The organism is Achromobacter sp. PD1 (assembly GCF_048541815.1).
Lineage (GTDB): Bacteria > Pseudomonadota > Gammaproteobacteria > Burkholderiales > Burkholderiaceae_B > Achromobacter > Achromobacter bronchisepticus_A.
This window is the reverse complement of the sequence record NZ_CP183349.1, coordinates 5643741-5666401: the sequence shown is the minus strand read 5'-3', so window position 1 is coordinate 5666401 and position 22661 is coordinate 5643741. Positions and strand designations below refer to the sequence as shown.

Below are 22661 nucleotides of genomic sequence, written 5' to 3'. Positions count from 1 at the left end.
GTCGCCGGATTTTACGGGGTGCCGGCCTCCTGTGCCGAGGGAGTCAATACTGGGGACAGGGACAATGCCTGGGCGGTGCGCGCCAGCCACTCGTCCAGGTCGGCGTAGACCGGGTCGGCGATGGGGGCGGTTTCATTGAAAATCTCGTGCCAGGCGGTGTCGTACCAGCGCAGGGTCAGCAGTTCGGCGGGGGCGCGCTGGGCGAACTGTCTGCTGCCTTCGGCAGCGACGATGGAGTCGTCGCCCGCCACCATCAGCAGGGTGCGGCAGGCCAGCAGCGGGGCTTCTCGCAGGGACTCGCGGCCGCCTTCGTCCACGAAGCGCGCCAGGCGTCCCGTCATTTGGCGCCGCACCAGCGGGTCGCTGCGGTAGGCCTTGACCACGGCCGGGTCGTGGGAAATGCGGGCGGGCGCCAGGCCATGGGGCACGCGCAGGTCGGGCGCATGCAGCGACATCCAGGTCAAGGTGCGCCGCACCCACGGCGGTACATGCACCACGAAGGGCGGGGAACTGAGCGCCAGGCCGTCGATCTCGGTCAGGCGGCGCAGGGCGATCCGCACCGCGACCAGGGCGCCCAGGCTGTGGCCCAGCAGGATGGGCGGGCGTCCGTGCGCCGCGGTCCAGGCCCGCAGGCGATCGACCGCATCGACGACCAGATCGTCTTCGCGGCTCAGGGTCGCGGGCCGGCCGCCGGAGCGGCCATGGCCGCGGTGGTCGTGGGCGCCCACCGTCCAGCCGCGCGCGGTCAACCAGCGCGCCAGGCGGTCATAGCGCCCGGCATGCTCGCTAAGTCCGTGCAGCAGGTAGATACTGGGGGTGCCCAGGCCGGCGATCGGCGGGGGTACATTGGGCGCGGCTGGCCACACATAGTTGGCCAGTGGCGTGCCGTCGGGCGCGGGGGTCATCGAAATCGGCGACAATTTCTGGCTTCCTCGAAATGAATAGACAGTCCAGGTCCTCGGGTAATGACGATTTCATCGCTGTTTCGTTTCATGTTCAAGAAAGCCGGCGCGATTGTCGCGCTGGCCTTGCTGATCACGGCCTGCTCGCCCAGTTACAACTGGCGCGAAGTCGACGTGGCCGACGGCCACGCGCGCGCCGCGTTTCCGGACCGGGTCACGACCGATACCCGCGACCTGAAGCTGGATACCCATACCCTGCGTTTTACCCTGGCCAGCGCGACCGTGGGCGAGGCGGTCTTTGCGGTGGGGTCGGCGCCGCTGCCGCCCGACATCGCGAAGGATCCGGCCGCCAGGCAGGCGCTGGGCATGGCGCTGATGCATTCGCTCTACGCCAACATGCAGTCGCCGCCGCCCAACGAATGGCCTGCCTATGGGCAGGACATCGAAGTCCAGGGCAAGGCCATGGGCAAGCCGGGCTGGCTGCGCGCCAGGGTCTGGGTGACCGACACCATGTTGATCGAGGCCGTGGCAGCCGGCACCGTGGAAAGCCTGCCGGCCGAGCGGGCGCATGAATTCCTGCGTTCCGTCGTCATCAAGCCGTGACGGGCGCGATCAGGCCCAGTCTCAATGCCGCGACCACCGCGGCGCGCCGGCCGCGCACGCCGAGCTTTTCGCAGGCGTTGCACAGATGGAAATTCACGGTGCTTTCACTGACGCCCAGGATGCGGGCGGTTTCCCAGCTGGTCTTGCCCATGGCGGCCCAGTGCAGGCAACTGGCCTGGCGTTCCGACAGGGGTTTGATGGGCCGGGCCGGACTTGGCCCTGCATCCACGGTTGAATTTGCGGCCGGGTTCGTGGCCGCGTTTTTGGCCGCGTTTGTGGCGAGATGCGGGGACGTGGCGGAAAGGGCGGTGGCTGGCATGGCGGTGGGGGGCAAAAGCCTGGCGATTGACGAGTTGCCCCATGCTGCCGCCCCGGCAGGCCGTCCGGCAAGCGATGATGCCTTCACGCATCAAACCTCTTATCTCTAACGGAATAAGCGCATGTCCGCCGTCGTGCAGTTCTATTTTTCATCGATCGTGCTGATGCTGCCTTTGCTCTTCTGCGCAGGCATAGGGGTGTACTGGGGCAAGCGGGACCTGCCGTTCGGCGGCTCCTTCATCACCATGCTGGTGACCTCGGTGACCACGCCCGCCCTGGTGTTCCACACATTCGTCACCACCCACCTGGACGACCGCGCGCTGGCCGACGTGGCGATGGCGACGCTGCTGGCGCTGCTGCTGTGCGCCTTGGTGTGCGCGCTGTTGCTCAAGGCATGGAAGCTGCCGGTGCGCACGCTGTTGCCCACGGCCTTCCTGCCCAACGCCGGCAACCTTGGCTTGCCGATTTCGCAGATGGCTTTTGGCGACGCCGGCCTGTCAGTGGCGGTCGCGTTCTTCGCCGTCAGTTCCTTTGTCATGCATACCATTGCGGTGCGCCTGTTGCCGGGCGTGAACACCAAGGGCAGCTGGAAGAGTCCGATTTTGCTGGCCTCCCTGGTCGCCGTGGCCCTGCGCCTCATGCACGTGCCGGTGCCCGCATGGCTGATCGAGACCTCGCGCATGCTGGGCGCGGTGACCGTGCCGCTGATGCTGCTGAGCCTGGGCCACGCGCTGGCCTTGATCCCGTCCAACGGCCTGCGCGACGGCGCCAAGGTCGCCGCCATCCGCCTGGCCGTGGGCCTGGGAGCGGGGCTGGCGGTGGTGTGGGCGCTGGATCTGGAGCCGGTGCTGGCCGGGGCCCTGAGCCTGCAGATGGCCATGCCTTGCGCGGTGGTGAGCTACATGTACGTCAAGCGCTATACGACGCAGGGCGATACCGCGGCGGGCGCGGTGCTGGTGTCGACCGTGGCGTTCCTGCTGCTGGCGCCGGTGATACTTTGGTTCAGCCGCGGGGCTTGAGCCCGGCAATTGTCGCGACGCTGTCGCGACAATTGCGATGGCCGCAAGTCCAGACGCTTGCGTGCTTCGTACCCGGCGCCCGCTGAGCTTGAGTTACGCCGCGCCCGACATCGCGCGCAACTGCGCCATCAACGCATCGGGAATCTCCACGCCGTGCTTGAGCGCTTCGTCGCGCAGTTTGCGGCGGCGGTCGCCCGGCAGGCGTACGCCTTCGTCTTCCAGCATGGCATCAACCAGGACTTCGACGCGGTCCAGATAGGCGTTGTTGCCCGCCAGGGCGCCTGGGTCGATCGCCATGAAGGCCTGGCCCAGCCGCGCCGGGCCGCCTTCGTCGACGAAGAACGATTCGGTCTCGAAGCCGAAGTGCGAGCCGGTCAGCGCGCAAGCCAGCAGTTCGACGATCAGCGCCAGCATTGCGCCCTTGACGCCGCCCGCGGGCAGCATGCTGCCCGCCAGGCCGGCCTTGGGGTCGGTGGTGGGCTGGCCGTCGGCGTCCAGCGCCCAGCCCAGGGGGATGGGCTGGTTGTCGCGGGCCGCGATCATGAGCTTGCCGCGCGCGACCTGCGACAGCGACAGGTCGATCACCAGCCGGGCGCCGCCGCGCCGTGGAAAGACGGCGGCGATGGGGTTGGTGCCGAAGAGCGGGCGCTTGCCGCCCCAGGCGGGCATGGCGGCGGGCGAGTTGCTCAGCGCCAGCCCCACCAGCCCGAGGTCGGCCAGGGCTTCGAGGTGGTAGCCGGCTTCGCCGAAGTGGTGGCTGTTGGCCACGCCGATGAAGGCCACGCCATGCTCGCGGGCGCGCAGGCCGGCCTGTTCGATCGCCATGGCGCAGGCGGGAAAGGCCAGCCCGGAGCCGGCATCGATCAGCGCGGCGCCGCCGCGCTCATGCACGATGCGCGGCACCGCCGTACCGATGGCGCGGCCGGCGCGCAGGTGCCCGGCATAGAAAGGCACGCGCGACAGGCCATGGGAGCTGAGCCCCTGGCTTTCGGCGAAGACCAGCGCGCGCGCCGTGGTGTCGGCCATGGCCGGGTTGGCGCCCGCGGCGGCCAGGCCTGCCGCTGCCAGATGTTGCAATTCGTCCAGATAGATGTGAGCCATATCCTTCTCTTCATGGGCTTGCGCCGGGCCGTGTGGCTTCATCGGTCGCCGCCCGTAAGCGCCATTGTCACCCCGGCGGCCACCATGTCGGAAACGCGGGTGTTGGCTTCTTGCGTCAGGCCGGCGATATGCGGCGTCAGGATCAGGTTGGGCGCGCCCGCCAGCGGGCTGCCGGCGGGCAGGGGTTCAGCTTCGAACACGTCGAGCGCCGCGCCGCGCAGATGGCCCGTGCGCAGCGCATCCGCCAGCGCGGCTTCGTCCACGATGCCGCCGCGCGAGGTGTTGATCAGCACGGCGCCCGGTCGCATGTGCGCGATGCGGCCGGCATCCATCAGCCGCCGCGTGCCGGGCGTGAGCGGCAGGTGCAGCGTGACGGCATCGGCCTGGGCCAGCAGCTCGTCCAGCGTCATGGGGGCGACGCCGGTTTCCCGCCAGGCGGGATGGTCCGGCGGCAGCGCCGCGTCGCAGCCCGCCACGCGCATGCCCAGCGCCTGCGCCAGGCTTGCGGTCAGCCGGCCGATGCCGCCGAAGCCCACGATGCCCAGCATGCGGCCGTGCGCTTCCAGTCCCTGCGAAAGCGCGTTGCGCGGCCATGCGCCCGCCGCGACCTCGGCCGTCGACGCATAGGCGCCGCGCAGCAGCATCAGCATGGCGCCCACGACGTACTCGGCGACGGCGCGCGCATTGGCGCCGGTGGCCGGTATGACCGCGATGTTGCGCGCGGCGCAGGCGTCCAGGTCGATGTTGTCCAGCCCCACGCCCAGGCGGCCGACGGCCCGCAGCCGCGGGGCCGCCTGCAGCAGGGCGGCGTTCACCTGGCTGCGGTTGCGCACGATGAGCGCGTCGGCCTCGGCCGCCGCGGCCAGCAGGGCCTCGCGCTGCTCCACCAGTTCAGGCTCGTACCGCACCTTGAAGCGCTGGCGCAGCGCGTCGACCGCGGGCGCGTCCATGAACTCGGAAATGAGGATATGCATCGGTGGGGACTCCACGGTGGTCAGGCGATCTGGATGTTGGCGTCGCGGATGATCTTGGCCCAGCGCTCCACCTCGGACTTCAGGTAGGCGCCGAACTCCGCGGGGCCGCGCGGCTGCGGCACGAAGCCCAGCTGCAGCAGCGCCTGCTTCATGGCGGGCTGCGAAACCTGGCGCACGATGGCGTCGCCGATGCGCTGCACCAGCTCGGGCGGCGTGCCCGCAGGCGCCAGCACGCCGGTGAAGTTTTCGACGATCAGGTCGGGCAGGCCGGCCTCCTTCACGGTGGGCACGTCGGGCAGGTCCGCGCTGCGTTCGCGGGTGGTGATGGCCAGCGCCCGCAAGGAGCCGTTCTTCACGTGCGAGAGCGATTCCGGGTAGTTGGAGAACACCACGTCCAGGTGGCCGCCTATCAGGTCGGTGAGGGAGGGCGCGCCGCCCTTGTAGGGGATGTGCATCATCGGCACGCCGGTGAGCTTCTGGTACAGCGCCAGGGTCAGGTGCGGCGGCGTGCCGTTGCCGCTGGACCCGGCAGAAAGCGACTTCGAGCGGGCGGCCTTGGCCAGGTCGGCCATGCTCTTGATGTCGCTCTTGGCGTTGACCACCACCATGATGGGCGAGGACGCCAGTCCCGCCAGCGGCGTGAGGTCGCGCGTCAGGTCGTAGCCCGCCTTGCCGGCGAAGAGCGTGGCGTTGGCCGCATGCGACAGCGTGATCGCCAGCCAGGTGTAGCCGTCCGGGGCGGCGTGGGAAACGTGCGCCGCGCCAATGTTGGCGCTGCCGCCGGGCTTGTTTTCCACCACCACGTTCCAGCGCTCGGCGTCGCTCAGGGCTTTGCCGACCTGGCGCGCGGCCACGTCGGTCAGGCCGCCGGGCGGGAACGGCACCACATAGTTGATGGGCCGTTCGGGCCAGGCTTTCTGCGCCAACGCGCGCTGCCACGGCGCCACGGCACAGAGGCCGGCGGCGCCCAGGGCGGCAAGCAGGCGCCGGCGTTGCGCGGCGTCGGGATGGTGATCGTGTTCGCTGTTCATCTGTCTTCCTCCTTGGGGGACGCCCGGGTAGGAATGCAACCGCCTGTGCTGCCGCGGCGGATGTCGCCCGGGTCTGCTGGTGTGGTTCTGAGACGATGCTGCGGGGAAATGCTGGCGGCAGGACGGCGTGTCCGCAATCCTGCTTGCGGACACGCCGTTGCCGGGGACGACAGGCGCGGTCAGGCGCTTTCGAAGATGCGGGTCAGGACGAATTCGCGGTGGCCCAGCGCTTCGGCCGCGGTCCAGCGGCCGTTGGCGGTGGCCAGCATGCATTCCAGCAGCTTGTCGCCGGCCTGGTTCAGGTCGATGTCACGCTGCAGCAGGCCGCTGGTGTCCACGTCGATGTGTTCGGACATGGTGCGCACCGTGCGCGGATTGGCGCAGATCTTGATGACCGGCAGTATCGGGTTGCCGATGACGTTGCCCTGGCCGGTGGGGAAGAAGTGCACCGCATAACCCGAGGCCGCGCACAAGGTCACCATTTCGGCCGCGGCGGAGGACGAGTCCATGAACCACAGACCTGGGCCGTCGGGGATCTCGGCCTTGTCGATCACGCCGTCCACGCGGCATTGCTTGCCGATCTTCTGGATGTTGCCCAGCGCCTTTTCCTCGATGGTGGTCAGCCCGCCCGCGATGTTGCCCTTGGTGGGCTGGGATTCAGACAGGTCGCTGGTCTTCCAGCGGTCGATCATGGCCTGGTAGCGGTTGAACATGAACATGAAGCGTTCGCGCACCGCATCGTTGGCGCAGCGCTCGGCCACGATGTGTTCGCCGCCGGTCAGCTCCGAGGTCTCGCCGAAGACCAGCGTGGAGCCCAGCGCATACAGCTTGTCGAAGGCGTTGCCCACGGTGGGGTTGGCGCCACAGCCCGAGGTGGTGTCGGATTCGCCGCATTTGGTCGACACCCACAGGTCGGCGATGGGGCACTCGCTGCGCGTCAGCGCCGTGGCGTAGTGCACGAATTCCTTGGCGCAGCGCGAGGCGCGCATGATGGTGTCGTGGTCGCCGTGCAGTTCGATGCTGAAGCCCATGACCGGCTTGCCGGTGGCGGCGATGCCGTCCACCACGCGCTTGGTCCAGCCTTCTTCGATGCCGATCACCACCACCGCGGCAACGTTGGGATTGCAGCCGGTGCCGATCAGGGTGCGGAAGTGCAGCTCAAGGTCCTCGCCGAATTGTAGTCGGCCATAAGGGTGAGGCAGGGCCATCGTGCCCTTGATGTTGTTGGCCACGGCTTCGGCTGCGGCATTCGAAATATCGTCCACGGGCAGGACGATGACGTGGTTGCGGACGCCGACGCGGCCGTTGTCGCGGCGGTAGCCCTGGAAGGTGGTCGAGGCGGTGATGATGGACATGGCGGATTCCTGTGCGGGGTGGAGGGCTTACCAGCGCTTGGTCTTGATGTTGTGCACATGGGCGTGCTGGCCGGCCTTGATGGGCTCCACCACGCGGCCGATATCGACGCCGTACTTGAAGACGGTGTCGCCCACGGCCATGTCCTTCATCGCCACCTTGTGGCCGATGGGTATGTCCTGCGATGCGCGCACGTGGATGATCTTGTCTTCATCCATGATCCAGGCGTTCAGTTCGGTTCCGGCGGTGACTCCTTCCACGACGGCGACCGCCACCGTGTCCTTGGCATCGTGCAATACGGCGTGAATCATTTGTCTTCCTCTCTTGGGCTTGGGGGCGCCCGGCAGGTACGGCGGCAGGGCGCGGATCGCTACGGCCAGGAAATCTTAGGACCGTGTTTCATGTATGTCAACTAAATCATATATATGAATTGTATGACTTGAGCAGGTTCCGTCCCCGCCGCTACACTGTGGACTCCTGATTTTTGCGATGCACCCATGAACACCAGCCTGTCCTCGACCGTGCCTTTGGGCAGTCCCTTGTACGCGCAGGTCAAGCAGGCCGTGCTGGCCGCGCTGGCGCAGGGGGAATGGAAGCAGGGCGAGGCGATCCCGCCCGAGAAGCTGCTGGCGGAACGCTTCGGGGTATCCATTGGCACCTTGCGCAAGGCCATCGACGAACTGGCCGCGGAGAACATCCTGGTGCGGCATCAGGGCCGCGGCACCTTTGTGGCGGTGCACACGCGCAACCACCATTTCTTCAAGTTCTTCCGTATCGTGCGGCAGGACGGCGACAAGTCCTATCCAGCGACCGAGCTGCTGCGTTTTCGCCGCGTGCGGGCCTCGGCCATCGCGCGCGAGAAGCTGAACCTGCCCGCCGGCGCCATGGTGTTCGAGTTCCTCAACCTGTTGTCGCTCAACGGCGACGTGGTGATGATGGATGAGATCTGCCTGCCGGAATCGTGCTTTCCGGGCATGACCGAAGAGCACCTACGCGACCGCGCCAGCACGCTGTATGCGCTGTACCAGGACGTCTTCGGCGTCAACGTGATCGCCACCGACGAGCGGCTGCGCACCTGCGTGGCCGAACGCATGCAGGCGCGGGCGCTGGGTGTGGCCGAAGGCAGCCCCTTGCTGGAGATCCGCCGCGTGGCGTTTTCCTACAAGCGGCAAGCGGTGGAATGGCGCATCTCGCGCGTCAACACCGAACGCTACGAGTACCTGGGCCAGGAACCCTGGGAGGCCGGCGCCTGAGGGGCCGCCGCGCGCGCCAGGCGGGCCGGATAGGCCGTCCGCCGTTGCGGCGCGCTTCAGCAGTGCTAGAATTCCTGCCGCAGTACAAAATTTTTCGGCGCCGATTTGCCTGATCCGCTTGCGGGCGCCTTCCAATAAATCCAGCTAAAGAGGTCCGTATGACCACTCCTGCCCAAAATTTGGCCGGTGATTCGGCCAGCGGGTTCGTACCCGCAACCGTCACGACTTCCGCTTCCGCTGATCCCGGTTCGGTCGGTCTCGTTGCCCCCACCTTCATCCGTTTCGATGAGCCCCTGTCCTTGCAGAGCGGCCAGTCGCTGGCTGCCTACGAACTGGCGGTCGAGACCTACGGCACGCTCAACGCCCAGCGCAGCAACGCAGTCCTGATCTGCCACGCGCTGAACGCTTCGCACCACGTGGCGGGGCAGGCGGCCGACAATCCCAGCGACGTGGGCTGGTGGGACAACATGGTGGGCCCCGGCAAAGCGGTGGACACCAACGTCTTCTTCGTCATCGGCGTCAACAACCTGGGCTCCTGCTTCGGCTCGACCGGCCCGGCCAGCATCAATCCGGAAACCGGCAAGCCCTGGGGCGCCGCTTTTCCGGTGCTGACCGTGGAGGACTGGGTAAGGGCGCAGGCCAGGGTCGCGGACCACTTCGGCATCGAACGGTTCGCCGCCGTGATGGGCGGATCGCTGGGCGGCATGCAGGCGCTGAGCTGGGCCATCACGCTGCCGGACCGCGTGGCCAATTGCGTGGTGATCGCCAGCACGCCGCGCCTGTCGGCGCAGAACATCGGCTTTAACGAGGTGGCGCGCCGCGCCATCATCACCGATCCGGATTTCCACGGCGGCGACTATTACGCGCAGGATACCGTGCCGCGCCGCGGCTTGTCGGTGGCGCGCATGCTTGGCCACATCACCTACCTGTCCGACGACGACATGGCCGAGAAGTTCGGCCGCGCCCAGCGCGCACCGGCCGAGAACGGCGCCTACCACTATGGCTACGACGTCGAGTTCGAGGTGGAGTCGTACCTGCGCTACCAGGGCGAGAAATTCACCCGCTATTTCGACGCCAACACCTATCTGCTGATCACGCGCGCGCTGGACTATTTCGATCCCGCGCGCACCACTGGCGGCGACCTGGCGCGCGCGCTGGCCCCGGCCAAGGCCGATTTCCTGCTGGTATCGTTCTCGACCGATTGGCGTTTCCCGCCGGAGCGGTCGCGCGAAATCGTGCGCGCGCTGCTGAAGAACGCCAGCCCCGTGACCTACGCCGAGATCGACGCGCCGCATGGCCACGACGCCTTCCTGCTGGAAGACGCCCGCTACCATGCCGTGGTTCGCGGCTATTACGAACGCATCGCGCGCGAGCTCGGGCTCGGCGTTGCCGCCCAGACCGAAGGACGTTCCGCATGACTCCCGTGACTCCCCGACCCGCGCACAGCGTCCTGCGGCCCGACCTGGCGCGCATTGCCAGCTGGATCGAGCCCGGCAGCCGCGTCCTGGACCTGGGCTGCGGCGACGGCGCGCTGCTGGCGCACCTGCGCGACCACCGGCAGGTGCGCGGCGCGGGCGTGGAACTGGACGACAACTGCGTCATCGCCTGCGTGCGCCGCGGCGTGGAAGTGATCCAGCAGAACCTGGAAGACGGGCTGGCGCTGTTCGACGACAAGCAGTTCGACACCGTGGTGCTGTCGCAAACGCTGCAATCCATGCACCGGACCGAGCACATCCTGCGCGAAATGGCGCGGGTGGCGCGCTACGGCGTGGTGTCGTTTCCCAACTTCGGTTACTGGCCGCACGGTTGGGCCATCCTGCGCGGCCGCATGCCGGTGACGGGGCAGATGCCCTACCAGTGGTACAACACGCCGAACATCCACCTGTGCACGCTGCGCGACTTCGAGCAGCTGGCCGGCGAACTGCGCCTCTCCATCCTTGAACGCGCCACCTTCAACGAAGGTCGCGAGGTCAAGCTGCTGCCCAGCTGGCGCAGCACCCTGGCGGTGTACCGCTTCGCGTCGCCCTGACGTTTTGGTACGTTTCCTATTTGTACGCAGGGTCGCCAAGGCCTAGAATGCCGCAAGTCTGCGGCGCCTGGCCGGCGCGCTGGCGCGTATCAGGAGACCGTTATTACCGCTGCATCCAACGTCTACACCAGCCCCCGCGTGGCCCCCTTGCTGGTCCTTGGATTTGCCAGCGGATTGCCTTTGGCCCTGACCAGCGGCACCTTGCAAGCCTGGGCCACGGTGGAAAACGTGCCGCTGCAGCAGATCGGGTTCCTGACCCTGGTGGGCAGCGCCTATACCCTCAAGTTCCTGTGGGCTCCCTTGGTGGACCGCTATGCGCCGCCCTTGTTGGGGCGCCGGCGCGGCTGGATGCTGCTGACGCAGTTGCTGCTGGCCGTGGCCATCATGGCGATGGGCGCCTTGTCGCCTTCTTCCGCCTTGCAGACGCTGGCCCTGCTGGCCGTGCTGGTGGCGTTTCTGTCGGCCACGCAGGACATCGCTTTCGACGCCTATTGCACGGACGTGCTGCGCAAGGATGAGCGCGGCGCCGGCGCGGCCATCAAGGTCATGGGCTACCGCCTGGCGATGATCGTGTCGGGCGGGCTGGCGCTGATCCTGGCGGACCAGTGGATAGGCTGGGGCAATACCTATGTGCTGATGGGCGGGCTGATGCTGCTGTGTGCGTTGGCGACCATCTGGGCCCCCGAGCCCGAGCACGTCGCCCGCCCGCCGCGCACGCTGCGCGAGGCCGTGGGCGAGCCTTTGCGCGAGTTCTTCACGCGGCGCGGGGCGCTGGCGGTGCTGCTGCTGATCGTGCTGTACAAGCTGGGCGACGCGTTCGCGGGGGCCTTGTCCACCACCTTCCTGATCCGCGGCGCGGGCTTCACGCCGACGGAAGTGGGCACGGTGAACAAGGTGCTGGGACTGGCCGCCACCATCATCGGCGCGCTGGCGGGCGGATCGCTCATGTCGCGCTGGGGCCTGTACCGGTCGCTGATGGCGTTCGGGCTGCTGCAGGCGGTATCGAACCTGGCTTACTGGCTGATCGCCGTCAGCCCCAAGAGCCTCTGGCTGATGGCTGCGGGCGTGGGCATCGAGAACCTGTGCGGTGGCCTGGGCACGGCGTCCTTTGTCGGCCTGTTGATGGCGCTGTGCCGCCAGCAGTTTTCGGCGACCCAGTTTGCGCTGCTGTCGGCGCTGTCGGCGGTGGGCCGCACGTATCTGGCGGGCCCGCTCACGCCTCCTTTGGTCGAGGCGATGGGCTGGCCAGGCTTTTTCCTGCTGACGGTTGTGATCGCGCTGCCGGGGTTGGTGCTGCTGCACTTGCTGCGCGGCACGATAGAAACCATGGAGAAGCAGGGCGAGCAGGCCTAGGCTCGGAAGCCGGCGCCTGGCGCCGGGGCCATACAAAAAAACGGCGCCGAGGCGCCGTTTTTTCATGGCCGGACGGACTTATTCGTCGCCGAGCAACCTGACGATCAGCACGTCGCTGGGCAGGGATTCCAGCAGCCGTTCGGCCACGCTGCCGATGGCGGTGCGCAGAATGCCGGTGCGGCCATGGGTGCCGGTCACGACCAGGTCGGACCGGTGGTTGAACGAGTATTCCGACAGCACGGTTTCCGGCTGGCCGCATTCCAGCACCACCTTGGGGGCGGCAACCTGGGCGAGTTCGGGCGTTTCGGCGATGAAGTCCCGGGCGCTTTGCTCGGCCCCCTTGTAGAAGCTGCGCGTGATGGCGTCATCCGGCGTGTTCTTGCCCTGGAAGGGGACGTCGTAGGAGTGGAACAAGGTCAGGTCCGCGTTCGGCACCAGTTGCAGCGCGGCGCGCAGCGCCTGGCGCGAGCCGGCGGAGAAGTCGGTGGCGACCAGCACATCGCGGTAGGGCCGGCGCGGACGGGTCTTGACCACCAGCACGGGCTGGCGCGCCTGGCGGGCCAGCTTTTCAACCGTGGTGCCCAGCAGCAGGCGGCCCAGGGTTTCATCGCGCGCGGTGCCGGTGACGATCAGCGAGCAGCCGTAGCTGTCGGCGGTTTCCATGATGCGGACCAGCGGATCGCCGCTGACCACCACCACTTCGGTCGGCACGTCGGCGGCAGCCAGGTCCTCGGCCAGCTCGCGCTCGGCCAGCGCCTTGTGGTCCGTCGACAGCCGCCGCCACACGGGCGTGGTGAGGCGGGCCGGCGTGGCATGGGATTCCATGACATGCAGGACGATGAGCTTGGTGTTGAGTTCCTTGGCCAGCTGCAGCGCGCGGTCCAGGGCGCGGTCGCCGCGCGCGCTCAGGTCGGTCGCCAATAGGATGGGGCCAGTTTGCTGTGTCATACGTTCTCTCCCGGTTGTGGCTGGACTGCCGACTCCCGCGTGCGTGCGCTCCAGCCGTTCCGCCCTCGCGGGCCTTATCCCCATTGTCCCGCGGCTGCGCGGAGGGGGACTTGATAGATATCAACGCAAAGTCGAGCGTAAGGGATGGCGGGCGCGCAGGCAATGGCCGCCCGCCGCGCCGCCGGCTTAATACAATGGGGCCAGTTCCACTCCCTGTCTGCCCATGTTCCCGGATCTGTCTCCCGTCTTGCTGCACACGCTGTATCTCGTCGCCATCGTGGCGGAAGCGATGACCGCGGCGCTCTCGGCCGGCAGGCGCGACATGGACTGGATGGGCGTCTGCATCATCGCCTGCGTGACGGCGCTGGGCGGCGGTTCGCTGCGCGATGTGCTGCTGGGGCATTACCCGCTGACCTGGGTTGTCCATCCCGAATACCTGTGGATGACGGCGGGCGCGGCGATCTTTACGGCCCTGATCGCGCCCGTCATGCGGCGCCTGCGCAGCCTGTTCCTGCTGGCGGACGCGCTGGGCCTGGTGGCCTTCACGGTCATCGGCTGCCAGGTGGCGCAGCTGATGCAGCTGCCGATCACGGTGGTGCTGATCAGCGGCATGATCACCGGCTGCGCCGGCGGGGTGCTGCGCGACGTGCTGTGCAACGAGGTGCCGCTGCTGTTCCGCAAGGAACTCTATGCCAGCGTGTCCTTCGTGACCGGCGGACTGTATCTGGGTTCGCAAGCCCTGGGCTTGTCCGCCAATGCCGCGGTGCCGATCGCGCTGGCGGCGGGCCTGGCGGTGCGCCTGCTGGCCCTGCGCTTCAATTGGCAGATGCCGAAGTTCGTGTACCGGGACGATTGGGACTGAGGGGCAGGGCGGCATGGCGCTCTGCAACAATTTTCTTATTTATGTTTCAAGAAATTTCTAGTATCTTCACTAGGTCTCATACCATGCATTGCGCAGTACAAGGGGAGCCGATTGGACGTCAAAGCGCCCGCCACGATTCCGTATTTCCTGCAGGAACAGATTCGTGAATTGATCGTGGACGGCACCATCCGTCCGGGCCAGCCGCTGCGCGAACAGGAGCTGGAACAGCGTTTCGGCACCAGCCGCAGCCCGATCCGCGAAGCGCTGCGCCTGCTGGAGTTGAGCGGTCTGGTCACCCATATCCAGCGCAAGGGCTTCAGGGTCACCCTGTACACCGAGGCCCAGATCCGCCATCTGTACCAACTGCGCGCCGAACTCGAGGCCTATTGCATCCGCCAGGCGGCGGATGCGGCCGATCTGGCGCCGCTGTTGGCCGAACTGCGTTTCCATGACGCCGCCGTCGGGGCGGCATTGGCTTCGGGCGATGGGCGCGCCGCCATTGCTTCGGCCTGCGCGTTCTATCTGGCTGCGGCCCGCAGCACGGGCAATACCCCGCTTGCCGGCATGCTCAGCAAGCTTTACGAACAGATCGAACCGCTGCGCTACCTGTTGGCCAGGCAGGCGCTGCCGTTCACCGGCATCCAGACCTGCACCAGCGGCGTCATCGAAGCATTGGCCGGCCGCGACGTCGAGCGTGCCGCCAATCTGACGCGCAGTTATCTGGCGGACGTGCTGCCCAGCGTGGCGCAGGCATATCGCCAGGCCGCGCTGCAGGACGCGGAAGAACCGCAGCCGCGCTACGCTCGCGCCTGAGCCGGCCGCGCCTGAGCCGGCCGCGCCTATCCCCTCGGCGGGGTGCGGACTTCTATGCCGGCCTGTTCCAGCGCCTTGCGGATGCCGTCGGCGAAGATCAGCGCGTTCGGCTGGTCGCCATGGATGCACAGCGTATCGGCCTGCACCGCCACGTCCTTGCCGTCGACCGAACGCACCTTGCCGTCGCGCACCATGCGCACTACCTGCGCCACCGCCTGATCCAGGTCTTCGATCATCGCGCCGGCGCGGCTGCGCGGGGTAAGCGAACCGTCGTCCTGGTAGGAGCGGTCGGCAAAGACTTCGTTGGCGGCGGCCAGGCCGATGGCCCGGGCCGCGTCGATCAGCTTGCTGCCGGCCAGTCCGTACAGGATCAGCGAGGCATCCACGTCCTTGACGGCCTGGCAGATGGCGCGAGCCAGCCCTTCGTCCTTGGCGGCCATGTTGTAGAGCGCGCCGTGCGCCTTGACGTGGTGCAGCCGCGCGCCTTGCGAGGCGGCCACGCCGGCCAAGGCGCCGATCTGGTAGACCACAATGTCGTAGGCTTCATCGGGGCTGATCTGGATGATGCGGCGTCCGAACCCGGCCAGATCCTGCAGGCTGGGGTGCGCGCCCAGCGCCACGCCGCGCGCCAGCGCGGCCGCCACGGTCTTGCGCATGGTGGCCGGGTCGCCGCCATGGAAGCCGCAGGCGATGTTGGCGGAGCTGACGAACTGCAGCACCGCTGCGTCGTTGCCCATGGTCCAGGCGCCATAGCTTTCGCCCATGTCGCAGTTCATGTCGATGCGGGTGGTCATGGCAAATTCCTTTCTAGGCCAGGAGCGCGCGCAACGGCGCCAGCGCGTCCTGCAATTGCGTGAAGGCGCGCTCGCGCTCGCCGTCCAGGCGCTGCGCCTCTTCCAGTTCGATCTGCTGGAAGCGCAGCGTCTGTCCCGGCGCGCACTGCGCCAGGACGGGCAGGTCCACCGTGGCGATCTGCGCGATCTTGGGGTAGCCGCCAGTGGTCTGGCGGTCGGCCATGAGGATGATGGCCTCGCCGCCCGAAGGCACCTGCACGGTGCCGAAACAGGCGGCCTCCGACAGCATCTGGCGCGGCTGGCTCATGGTCAGTGCGGGGCCCAGCAGGCGGTAGCCCATGCGGTCGGACTGCGGGCTGATGCGGAATTCGGCGCCGCCGCCGAAGGCCTGGCGGGTGGCCTGGGAGAATTCCTCCCAGTGCAGGCCCGGCAGGAAGCGGATGAACTCGCGGCGCTTGGCGCCCAGCGCTGCGGGCAGGTAGACGCGCTGGTTCCACAGCGCTTCCTGCAAGGCATCCAGGTCGCGGCCGGCGGCCAGCGGCGCATGCAGCGGCACCTGGTCGCCCTTGGCCAGCGCGCGCCCCTGGAAGCCGCCGAAGCCGCTGCGCAGGTAGGTGCTTTCGCTGCCCATGACGCGCGGCAGCGCGAAGCCGCCGTGCACCGCGAGATAGCCGCGCACGCCCACGGCCGGCCGGGCGCCGAAGGCCAGCGTGTCGCCGGCCCGCGCCACCAGCGGGCGGTGGACCGGGATGTCCTGGCCGTTGAGCGTGGCGCCGAGGTCGGCGCCGGCCAGCGCGAAACAGGCGGCCGCGTCAAAGCGCAGGGTCGGACCCGTCAGGGTCATTTCCAGCGTGGCGTGTTCGTCCTGGTTGCCAGCCAGGGCATTGGCCAGCCGGTGCGCGCGCTCGTCCATGGCGCCGGCGGCCGGGATGCCCTGGTGCTGGTAGCCCTCGCGGCCGCGGTCCTGGAAGCTGGACAGCATGCCGGGCTTGATCACGGTCACGCTCATGGCCGGGCTCCCCGGATGCGGTCGAATTCCTCGGGGCTGATGGGCACGAAGCGGACCGAGTCGCCGGGCTGCAGCAGGGCGGCGGGTTCGCGGGCCGGGTCGAACATGGTGAGCGGCGTGGCGCCGATGATGTTCCAGCCGCCGGGCAGGCGGTTCGGGTAGATCACGGTCTGCCGGTTGGCCACCGCCACGGCGCCGGGCGGCACCGAGGTGCGTGGCGAGGCGCGGCGCGGGATATTCAGTTTTTCGTCGTGCACGCCCAGATAGGCGTGGCCGGGCGCGAAGCCCAGCATGAAGACCATGCTGCGCGGCTGGCTGTGCAGCTGGATGACGCCTTCGGGGGTGAGGCCGGCGGCTTCGGCCACTTCGTCGAGGTCGGGGCCGTGTGCGCCGCCGTAGCAGACCGGGATGTCGATCTCACGTCCGCCCAGGGTGTCCGCGGCGATGCCTTCGGACAACAGCTGTCCGATGCGCTCAGCCAGTTGCGGATAAGTGGGGCCGCCGCTGGCGCCGGGGCGGTAATGCACCGCCACCGCGACGAAGGAGGGCACCACGTCGGTCACGCCGGGAAGCCGCGCGTCGCGCAGCTTGCCGGCCGCGGCCAGACAGGTCCTGCCTACGTCGGCGTCGATCTGGTCGCCAAAGGAAACGATCAGGCAGCGGTCACCCTGGGGCAGGATGCGCCAGGAGGTTTCGGCCGGAGAAGGAGGTTCTGAATTTGCGTTCAACGACACGAAACCTGTAGAGACGGATTACTTGGCGAACAGCGAATCCAGGTTCTTGAACGCCTTGAATTCCAGCGCGTTGCCCGACGGATCCAGGAAGAACATGGTGGCTTGTTCGCCGACTTCACCCTTGAAGCGGATGTAGGGCTCGATGACGAATTCGGTGCCGGCGTCGGTCAGACGCTTCGCCATCGCTTCCCATTGTTCCATGGAAAGCACGGCGCCGAAATGGCGCACGGGCACATTGTGGGAATCGACGGCGCTGGTGGCCTTGTGGCCGCATTCGCCGGGCGCCAGGTGGGCGACGATCTGGTGGCCGTAGAAGTTGAAGTCGATCCATTCGGGCGAGCTGCGGCCCTCCGGACAGCCCAGTTTTTCGCCATAGAAGGCGCGGGCTTCGGCCAGGTCGCGGACCGGGAAGGCGAGGTGGAACGGCGGCAGGTTGGTTTGAGCGGTCATGGAAGGCTCCGGGTCAGGCAAAGAAAAAATGATCAATCAGATTGCGGGCCATCGCAAGCTGGGACGGCCTAGCATCGATGGGTAGTTTAGGTATTGTTTTTTTGATTGAAAAACGATATTTTTTGCTAGTTAGCATCGAAATAATTGATCGTGATCAAAGAGTTCAAGACCTTCATCGCCGTGGCGCGGGACGGCACCTTTACCGGCGCCGGCACCCGGCTGGGCCTGACCCAGTCCGCGGTCAGCGCCCAGATCAAGCGCCTGGAGGACTACCTGGGCGGGCCGCTGTTCGACCGCAGCGCGCGCGCCGCGGTGCTGAACGCGCATGGCCGCGAAGTGCTGCCGCAGGCGGAAGAGCTGGTCGCCATGGCCGAGCGCATGATTACCGCCGGCGGGGCGGGCCATGTCAGCGGCCTGTTGCGCATCGGTGCCATCGCGTCCGTGCAGCAGGACCTGCTGGCGCGCGCGCTGGGGGGATTCCGCGCGGTCTATCCGGACGTGCGGGTGCGCATCGTGCCCGGTGTCTCGCTGTCGCTCTTGGGACAGGTGGATGCGGGCGAGGTGGACATGGCGATACTGATCAAGCCGCCCTTCGCTTTGCCGCCAGAACTCGGCTGGCAGCCGTTGCTGCGCGAACCGGTGATGCTGGCCATGCCCGCGTCCATGCCGGTCGCGCCCTGGCGCGAACTGCTGGCAAGCCAGCCCTTCATCCGCTACGACCGTGCGTCATTCGGCGGGCGCGTGGTGGACCTGTTCCTGAAGAAGCAGCGCATCCCGGTGCGCGAGGCTGTCGAGCTGGACGAGATCGACGCCATCGCCAACATGGTGCGGTTGGGGCTGGGCGTGGCGCTGTTGCCGCAGCTGCGGCGGCTGGACATGACGGGCTTGCGGCTGTTGCCGCTGGGGGAGGCCGCGTTCCACCGCGAGATCGGCCTGATAGGCCGGCTGCCGTTCGATGCCGGCAGCGTGCAGGAGAAGATGGCGGAATGCCTGGCGGCCGCCGCGGCGGAGCCTTGAGCCGTTTGGCGGGCGGCGCATGACGCGCCGCCCGCCATGGCGGCGGTGGTTTACAGCCGGTCGCAGCGGACCGTGATGGGGTGGCTGCGCAGCGTGGACATCACGACGTCGTTGACTTCGCCTTCCACGTCGGTGATCACGTAACCGATCTGGCCGCGGGTCTGCAGGGTTTGGCTGACGATGTTCAAACCGTGTTGCGCCATCAGGTTGTCCAGCGTGCCCAGCGCGCCCGGGGCGTTGCGGTGCACGTGCAGGATGCGGGTGCCGCCGGCGGGTTCCAGATAGGGCAGTTCGGGGAAGTTGACCGCGCCCTTGGTGGTGCCGGCCTGCAGGAAGCGCACCAGTTTCTCGGCCACTTCGCGGCCGATGTTCTCTTGCGATTCCTGCGTGCTGCCGCCGATGTGCGGCGTCAGGATCACGTTGGGCAGGCCGATCAGCGGGCTGGCCAGCGGTTCGTCCGCGCCCTTGGGTTCGGTCGGGAACACGTCCAGCGCGGCGCCGGCCAGATGGCCGGATTTCAGCGCCGCGTGCAGCGCGTCGATATCCACCACGGTGCCGCGAGAGGCGTTGATCAGGATGGCCCCACGGCGCATGCGGCCGATGGTGTCCGCGTTCATGATCTTTTCGGTGGTCTTGCCGCCCGGCACGTGCAGGGTCACCACGTCGGCCTGCTCCAGCAGCTCGTTGAGCGTGGCGGCGGGCCGGGCGTTGCCCAGCGGCAGTTTGGCTTCGACGTCGTGATAGACGACGCGCATGCCCAGGCCTTCGGCCAGCGTGCTGATCTGCGAGCCGATGTTGCCGTAGCCCACGATGCCCAGCGTCTTGCCGCGGGTCTCGAATGCGCCGGCGGCGCTCTTGTCCCAGTGGCCCAGGTGCACGCGGGCGTTCTTTTCGGGAATGCGGCGCAGCAGCAGGATGGCTTCGCCCAGCACCAGCTCGGCCACCGAGCGGGTGTTCGAGAACGGCGCGTTGAACACCGGAATGCCGCGTTGCATGGCGGCGTCCAGGTCGACCTGGTTGGTGCCGATGCAGAAGCAGCCCACGACGCGCAGGTCGGGGTTGCCGGACAGCAGGGCGGCATCCAGGTGCGTGCGAGAACGGATCCCCGCCACCTGAGCGCCGCGCAGGGCGTCGCTCAGTTGCGACGCCGGCAAGGCGGCGGCATGCGTGACGATGTCGGAGTAGCCGGCGGCTTCAAAAACAGCGCGGGCGCTCGGGTGGATGTTCTCGAACAGGACGATTTGTGCCATGACAGCCTGAGGGGTGGGTGAGGAATCCGTTTTATTGATTGTGGCCCATTTTTGCTGCAGTGCAAGGAGTAGCCATTGAGGCGGCATGGATGAATTGTTTCAGGCGCGCAAATGATTCGGGCATCGCCACAAAGAGCGATGCCCGAACAGAACCTGAAGATTCGCGTTAACGATAGGCCTGGAAGACCTTGGCGCCGCCCTGCTTGTCGACCAGCACCACGTCGTGCGGCGTCTTGCGGCCGCCGTATTCGGGGCCGTCCATGCCGGGGGAGCCCAGCGGCATGCCGGGCGCGGCCAGGCCGGCGGCGTCCGGCTTTTCGAGCAGCAGGCGGCGCACGTCGCTGGCCGGCACGTGGCCTTCGATCGCATAGCCTTCGACGGCGGCGGTGTGGCACGAACCATAGTTGGCCATGCCGGCGTTGCGGCGGATGGGGCCGGTGTCCTGGACGTCATGGGTGGTGACGGCGAAGCCGTTGTCGCGCATGTGCTTGACCCAGTCTTCACAGCAGCCGCAGGTCGGGGTCTTCCAGACCTCGACCTTGACGGGCGTCTGGGCGGTGGCGAATACGGGCGCGCACAGGGCTGCGGCAAGGGCCAGGCGGCGCGTGAGGCGGGTAAGGTTCATGATGCTCCGTTGCGGGACGATGTGGTTGCAAGCGTACTGTAGAAGAACGGGAGTGACCCCATTCTGTCCCGCACATTACGATTCTGTAATGTTGGCCGGAGACGTGTGGCCGTCCGGCGCGCGCAGTGTGATGCCGACCACGGTGCCGTGCGCGCCCGAAGCCGCATCGACCTCGCCGCCATGCATGCGCGCGATGGCGCGCACGATGGCCAGGCCCAGGCCATGGCCCTCGCTGCGCGGCGCGCGCGCCTGGCTGGAGCGGAAGAATCGGTCGAAGATGCGGGGCAGGTCGGCCGACGGGATGGGGGGGCCGGGGTTGCGTACTTCCACCCGCGCGCCGGTGGGTGAAACCGAGCAGGTCAGCACGATTTCACCGCCCCGAGGCGTGGCCTTGATGGCGTTGGAAATCAGGTTGGCCAGCGCGCGCCGCACCAATCCGGCGTTGGCGGCCACGATGGCGTCGCCCAGGCAGCGCAGATGCACGCCGCTTTCTTCCAGCGTGGCTTCGTAGTATTCAGCCACGCGCCGCGCTTCGGCGGCCAGCGACACCGGCGCCAGGTCCGCGGCCCGTTCGCCGCGGTCGGCGCGCGCCAGGAACAGCATGTCATTGACCAGGGGCTTCAGGTCTTCCAGTTCTTCGAGATTGGATTCCAGCGCGTCGCGCAGTTCGGCCGCGTCGCGCGGCGACGACAGCATGACCTGCGTGCCGTTGATCAGCGTGGCCAGCGGCGTGCGCAGCTCGTGCGCCACGTCGGCGTTGAAGCCTTCCATTTGCTGGTACGCGGCCTGCAGGCGCTCCAGCGTGCGGTTGAAGGAGCGGACCAGGTCATGCAGTTCGCGGTCCGTGTCCTCCAGCGGCAGGCGCCGCGCCAGGTTGTCGGGCTGGATGCTGGCGGCCTGTTCGGACAGCCTGCGCGCCGGCGCCATGCTGCGCCTGACCGCCCAGGCCGCCAACACCACGGTCGCGCCCACCCACAGCGCGCAGATCAGCACCAGCGCGGTGCCGTAGGCATACAGGAACTGCGAGCTGGTGCGCGTGCTGACAGCCACGGTCAGTTGCGCGCCGGGCAGGATGCGGTCATTCATGGCGACCCGCAGGCCGCGCATGCGGCCGCCGTCGGCGGTCTGCAGCACGACCTGCCTGCCGTCGCCCGTCGCCAGCGTTTCGGGGGCGGGGCCGCCGTACACGGAATGGCCGTGCGCATCGACGATCCAGATGCCCAGCTGGCCTTCGCCCGCGCGCATGTCGTCGAAGGTGGCGGCCAGGTCCTTCAGGCCGCGGGCGTTGTTCTGCATGTCGATCAGGTGATCGATCAATTCCAGCTTGCCGCTGACTTCGGTGATCTCCTGGCGTTCCACTTCGCGCTTGAGGGCCCAGAACAGCGTGGCCCCCGCCAGGCTGGACACCAGCAAGGCGATGGCGCCCAGCAGCAGCGTCAGCCGCGCCTGCATGGAACGCATGCGCAGCGGCTTCATGCGGGGCGGCTATCCGCGGGGCGCGATTCCAGCACGTAGCCCATGCCGCGCACGGTATGCAGCAACTTGGTGTCGTAGGGGTCGTCCAGCTTGCTGCGCAGCCGCCGCACCGCCACGTCGATGACGTTGGTGTCGCTGTCGAAATTCATGTCCCAGACCTGTTCGGCCAGGGTGGTGCGCGACAGTACCTGGCCCTGGCGGCGCAGCAGCAGGGCCAGCAGATTGAATTCCTTGGCAGTCAGGTCCAGGCGGCGGCCGCCGCGCTGGGCGCGGCGGCGGGCCAGATCCAGTTCCAGGTCGGCCAGGCGCAGCAGGGTGGGTTCTTGCGAACGTCCGCGGCGCAGCAGCGCTTGCACCCGCGCCAGCAGTTCAGAAAAGGCGAAAGGCTTGACCAGGTAGTCGTCGGCGCCGCCTTCCAGTCCGCGCACGCGGTCCTCGACGGCGTCGCGCGCGGTCAGCATCAGGATGGGCGTGTCCTTCTGTTCGCGCACAGCGGCCAGCACGCCGAAGCCGTCCACGCCCGGCAGCATCACGTCCAGCACGATCAGGTCGTAGACGCCTTCCAGCGCCAGATGCAGGCCGTCCACGCCGTCGCGCGCCAGGTCCACGACGTGGCTTTGCTCCGACAATCCCTTCTTGAGGTAGTCGGCCAGTTTGGGTTCGTCTTCGATGACCAGGATGCGCATGGCAGGAAATTTACCATTCGCGCGGCGCCTGGGCCCGCGCATGGCGGCAGCCGCCTTGCGC

At 67.8% G+C, this 22661-nt stretch carries 25 protein-coding genes and 1 riboswitch; of the genes, 9 read left to right on the top strand and 16 right to left on the bottom strand.

From position 1 onward, the window contains the following. Nucleotides 1–11: 11 nt before the first annotated feature. The gene (locus tag ACM1PE_RS26640; RefSeq protein ID WP_187524003.1) at nt 12–905 is read right to left on the bottom strand and encodes an alpha/beta hydrolase; all 894 of its coding nucleotides are present in this window, start codon (nt 903–905) and stop codon (nt 12–14) included. 60 nt (nt 906–965) lie between these two features. Between ACM1PE_RS26640 and ACM1PE_RS26635 the strand changes: the two genes are divergently transcribed. Then, nucleotides 966–1505, top strand: a complete 540-nt coding sequence (locus ACM1PE_RS26635) for a hypothetical protein (RefSeq protein ID WP_059377439.1) — start codon at nt 966–968, stop codon at nt 1503–1505. Here ACM1PE_RS26635 and ACM1PE_RS26630 read toward each other — a convergent pair. Then, entirely contained in the window at nt 1495–1734 is a 240-nt protein-coding gene (locus ACM1PE_RS26630; RefSeq protein WP_118933458.1) for a helix-turn-helix domain-containing protein, read from the bottom strand. The two genes, ACM1PE_RS26635 and ACM1PE_RS26630, sit on opposite strands and share 11 nt — an antisense overlap. 211 nt (nt 1735–1945) lie before the next feature. Between ACM1PE_RS26630 and ACM1PE_RS26625 the strand changes: the two genes are divergently transcribed. Continuing rightward, on the top strand, nt 1946–2842 hold the full coding sequence (locus ACM1PE_RS26625; protein ID WP_419341501.1) for an AEC family transporter: 897 nt from the start codon (nt 1946–1948) through the stop codon (nt 2840–2842). A 93-nt stretch (nt 2843–2935) separates the two neighbouring features. Here the strand turns inward: ACM1PE_RS26625 and ACM1PE_RS26620 are convergent, their stop codons facing one another. The 5 genes from ACM1PE_RS26620 to ACM1PE_RS26600 form a co-directional block, all read right to left on the bottom strand. Further along, on the bottom strand, nt 2936–3943 hold the full coding sequence (locus tag ACM1PE_RS26620) for an Ldh family oxidoreductase (RefSeq protein ID WP_059377446.1): 1008 nt from the start codon (nt 3941–3943) through the stop codon (nt 2936–2938). A 38-nt stretch (nt 3944–3981) separates the two neighbouring features. Further along, nucleotides 3982–4917 carry a hydroxyacid dehydrogenase gene (locus ACM1PE_RS26615; protein ID WP_251878737.1) on the bottom strand — a complete coding sequence of 312 codons (936 nt, stop codon included), beginning with the start codon at nt 4915–4917 and terminating at the stop codon, nt 3982–3984. Nucleotides 4918–4937: 20 nt separating this feature from the next. Then, nucleotides 4938–5948 (bottom strand): Bug family tripartite tricarboxylate transporter substrate binding protein, encoded by a 1011-nt coding sequence (locus ACM1PE_RS26610; protein ID WP_059377449.1) that lies wholly within the window; start codon nt 5946–5948, stop codon nt 4938–4940. 179 nt (nt 5949–6127) lie between these two features. Then, a complete protein-coding gene (locus tag ACM1PE_RS26605; protein WP_059377451.1) occupies nt 6128–7303 on the bottom strand; it encodes a UxaA family hydrolase in 1176 nt (391 codons plus the stop codon). A gap of 27 nt (nt 7304–7330) precedes the next feature. Then, nucleotides 7331–7612, bottom strand: coding sequence for a UxaA family hydrolase (locus tag ACM1PE_RS26600; RefSeq protein WP_042795507.1), 282 nt, complete (start codon nt 7610–7612; stop codon nt 7331–7333). A 186-nt stretch (nt 7613–7798) separates the two neighbouring features. Here ACM1PE_RS26600 and ACM1PE_RS26595 point away from each other — a divergent pair, with 186 nt between their 5' ends. The 4 genes from ACM1PE_RS26595 to ACM1PE_RS26580 all read left to right on the top strand — a co-directional run bounded on the left by ACM1PE_RS26595 (nt 7799) and on the right by ACM1PE_RS26580 (nt 11936). Further along, nucleotides 7799–8554: a GntR family transcriptional regulator gene (locus ACM1PE_RS26595; RefSeq protein WP_419341499.1), complete on the top strand. Its 756-nt coding sequence runs from the start codon at nt 7799–7801 to the stop codon at nt 8552–8554. 87 nt (nt 8555–8641) lie between these two features. Then, nucleotides 8642–8723: riboswitch (SAM riboswitch) on the top strand. After that, complete coding sequence (gene metX / locus ACM1PE_RS26590; RefSeq protein ID WP_181953334.1) at nt 8713–9972, top strand: homoserine O-succinyltransferase MetX; 1260 nt, start codon at nt 8713–8715, stop codon at nt 9970–9972. Its footprint overlaps the riboswitch before it by 11 nt. Continuing rightward, nucleotides 9969–10583: a methionine biosynthesis protein MetW gene (gene metW / locus ACM1PE_RS26585; protein ID WP_054455023.1), complete on the top strand. Its 615-nt coding sequence runs from the start codon at nt 9969–9971 to the stop codon at nt 10581–10583. The genes metX and metW overlap by 4 nt, the downstream gene beginning before the upstream one ends. A gap of 102 nt (nt 10584–10685) precedes the next feature. Next, nucleotides 10686–11936, top strand: a complete 1251-nt coding sequence (locus ACM1PE_RS26580; protein ID WP_059377456.1) for a muropeptide transporter — start codon at nt 10686–10688, stop codon at nt 11934–11936. A 78-nt stretch (nt 11937–12014) separates the two neighbouring features. Here the strand turns inward: ACM1PE_RS26580 and ACM1PE_RS26575 are convergent, their stop codons facing one another. Then, complete coding sequence (locus ACM1PE_RS26575) at nt 12015–12884, bottom strand: universal stress protein (protein ID WP_059377457.1); 870 nt, start codon at nt 12882–12884, stop codon at nt 12015–12017. Nucleotides 12885–13107: 223 nt separating this feature from the next. Between ACM1PE_RS26575 and ACM1PE_RS26570 the strand changes: the two genes are divergently transcribed. After that, on the top strand, nt 13108–13746 hold the full coding sequence (locus ACM1PE_RS26570) for a trimeric intracellular cation channel family protein (RefSeq protein ID WP_059377459.1): 639 nt from the start codon (nt 13108–13110) through the stop codon (nt 13744–13746). A gap of 111 nt (nt 13747–13857) precedes the next feature. Continuing rightward, nucleotides 13858–14559 carry a GntR family transcriptional regulator gene (locus ACM1PE_RS26565; protein ID WP_419341498.1) on the top strand — a complete coding sequence of 234 codons (702 nt, stop codon included), beginning with the start codon at nt 13858–13860 and terminating at the stop codon, nt 14557–14559. 26 nt (nt 14560–14585) lie between these two features. Here ACM1PE_RS26565 and ACM1PE_RS26560 read toward each other — a convergent pair whose 3' ends face one another. Genes ACM1PE_RS26560 through ACM1PE_RS26545 form a run of 4 tightly spaced genes read right to left on the bottom strand, consistent with a single transcriptional unit; the run spans nt 14586 to nt 17546 of the window. Further along, on the bottom strand, nt 14586–15353 hold the full coding sequence (locus tag ACM1PE_RS26560) for a LamB/YcsF family protein (protein WP_419341496.1): 768 nt from the start codon (nt 15351–15353) through the stop codon (nt 14586–14588). Between the two features lie 13 nt (nt 15354–15366). Beyond that, complete coding sequence (locus ACM1PE_RS26555; RefSeq protein ID WP_118933462.1) at nt 15367–16362, bottom strand: biotin-dependent carboxyltransferase family protein; 996 nt, start codon at nt 16360–16362, stop codon at nt 15367–15369. After that, a complete protein-coding gene (pxpB, locus tag ACM1PE_RS26550; RefSeq protein ID WP_118933463.1) occupies nt 16359–17090 on the bottom strand; it encodes a 5-oxoprolinase subunit PxpB in 732 nt (243 codons plus the stop codon). Before pxpB ends, ACM1PE_RS26555 begins: the two co-directional genes overlap by 4 nt. A gap of 24 nt (nt 17091–17114) precedes the next feature. Beyond that, the gene (locus ACM1PE_RS26545; protein WP_054455008.1) at nt 17115–17546 is read right to left on the bottom strand and encodes a VOC family protein; all 432 of its coding nucleotides are present in this window, start codon (nt 17544–17546) and stop codon (nt 17115–17117) included. Nucleotides 17547–17696: 150 nt separating this feature from the next. Between ACM1PE_RS26545 and ACM1PE_RS26540 the strand changes: the two genes are divergently transcribed. Then, the gene (locus tag ACM1PE_RS26540) at nt 17697–18563 is read left to right on the top strand and encodes a LysR family transcriptional regulator (protein WP_059377665.1); all 867 of its coding nucleotides are present in this window, start codon (nt 17697–17699) and stop codon (nt 18561–18563) included. A gap of 50 nt (nt 18564–18613) precedes the next feature. Here ACM1PE_RS26540 and serA read toward each other — a convergent pair whose 3' ends face one another. The 4 genes from serA to ACM1PE_RS26520 form a co-directional block, all read right to left on the bottom strand. Beyond that, on the bottom strand, nt 18614–19813 hold the full coding sequence (gene serA, locus ACM1PE_RS26535; RefSeq protein ID WP_118933464.1) for a phosphoglycerate dehydrogenase: 1200 nt from the start codon (nt 19811–19813) through the stop codon (nt 18614–18616). Between the two features lie 166 nt (nt 19814–19979). Beyond that, complete coding sequence (locus ACM1PE_RS26530; RefSeq protein ID WP_059377471.1) at nt 19980–20438, bottom strand: DUF411 domain-containing protein; 459 nt, start codon at nt 20436–20438, stop codon at nt 19980–19982. 75 nt (nt 20439–20513) lie between these two features. After that, nucleotides 20514–21914: a heavy metal sensor histidine kinase gene (locus tag ACM1PE_RS26525; RefSeq protein ID WP_419341495.1), complete on the bottom strand. Its 1401-nt coding sequence runs from the start codon at nt 21912–21914 to the stop codon at nt 20514–20516. Next, nucleotides 21911–22600: a heavy metal response regulator transcription factor gene (locus ACM1PE_RS26520; protein ID WP_054454998.1), complete on the bottom strand. Its 690-nt coding sequence runs from the start codon at nt 22598–22600 to the stop codon at nt 21911–21913. Before ACM1PE_RS26520 ends, ACM1PE_RS26525 begins: the two co-directional genes overlap by 4 nt. Nucleotides 22601–22661: the final 61 nt, after the last annotated feature.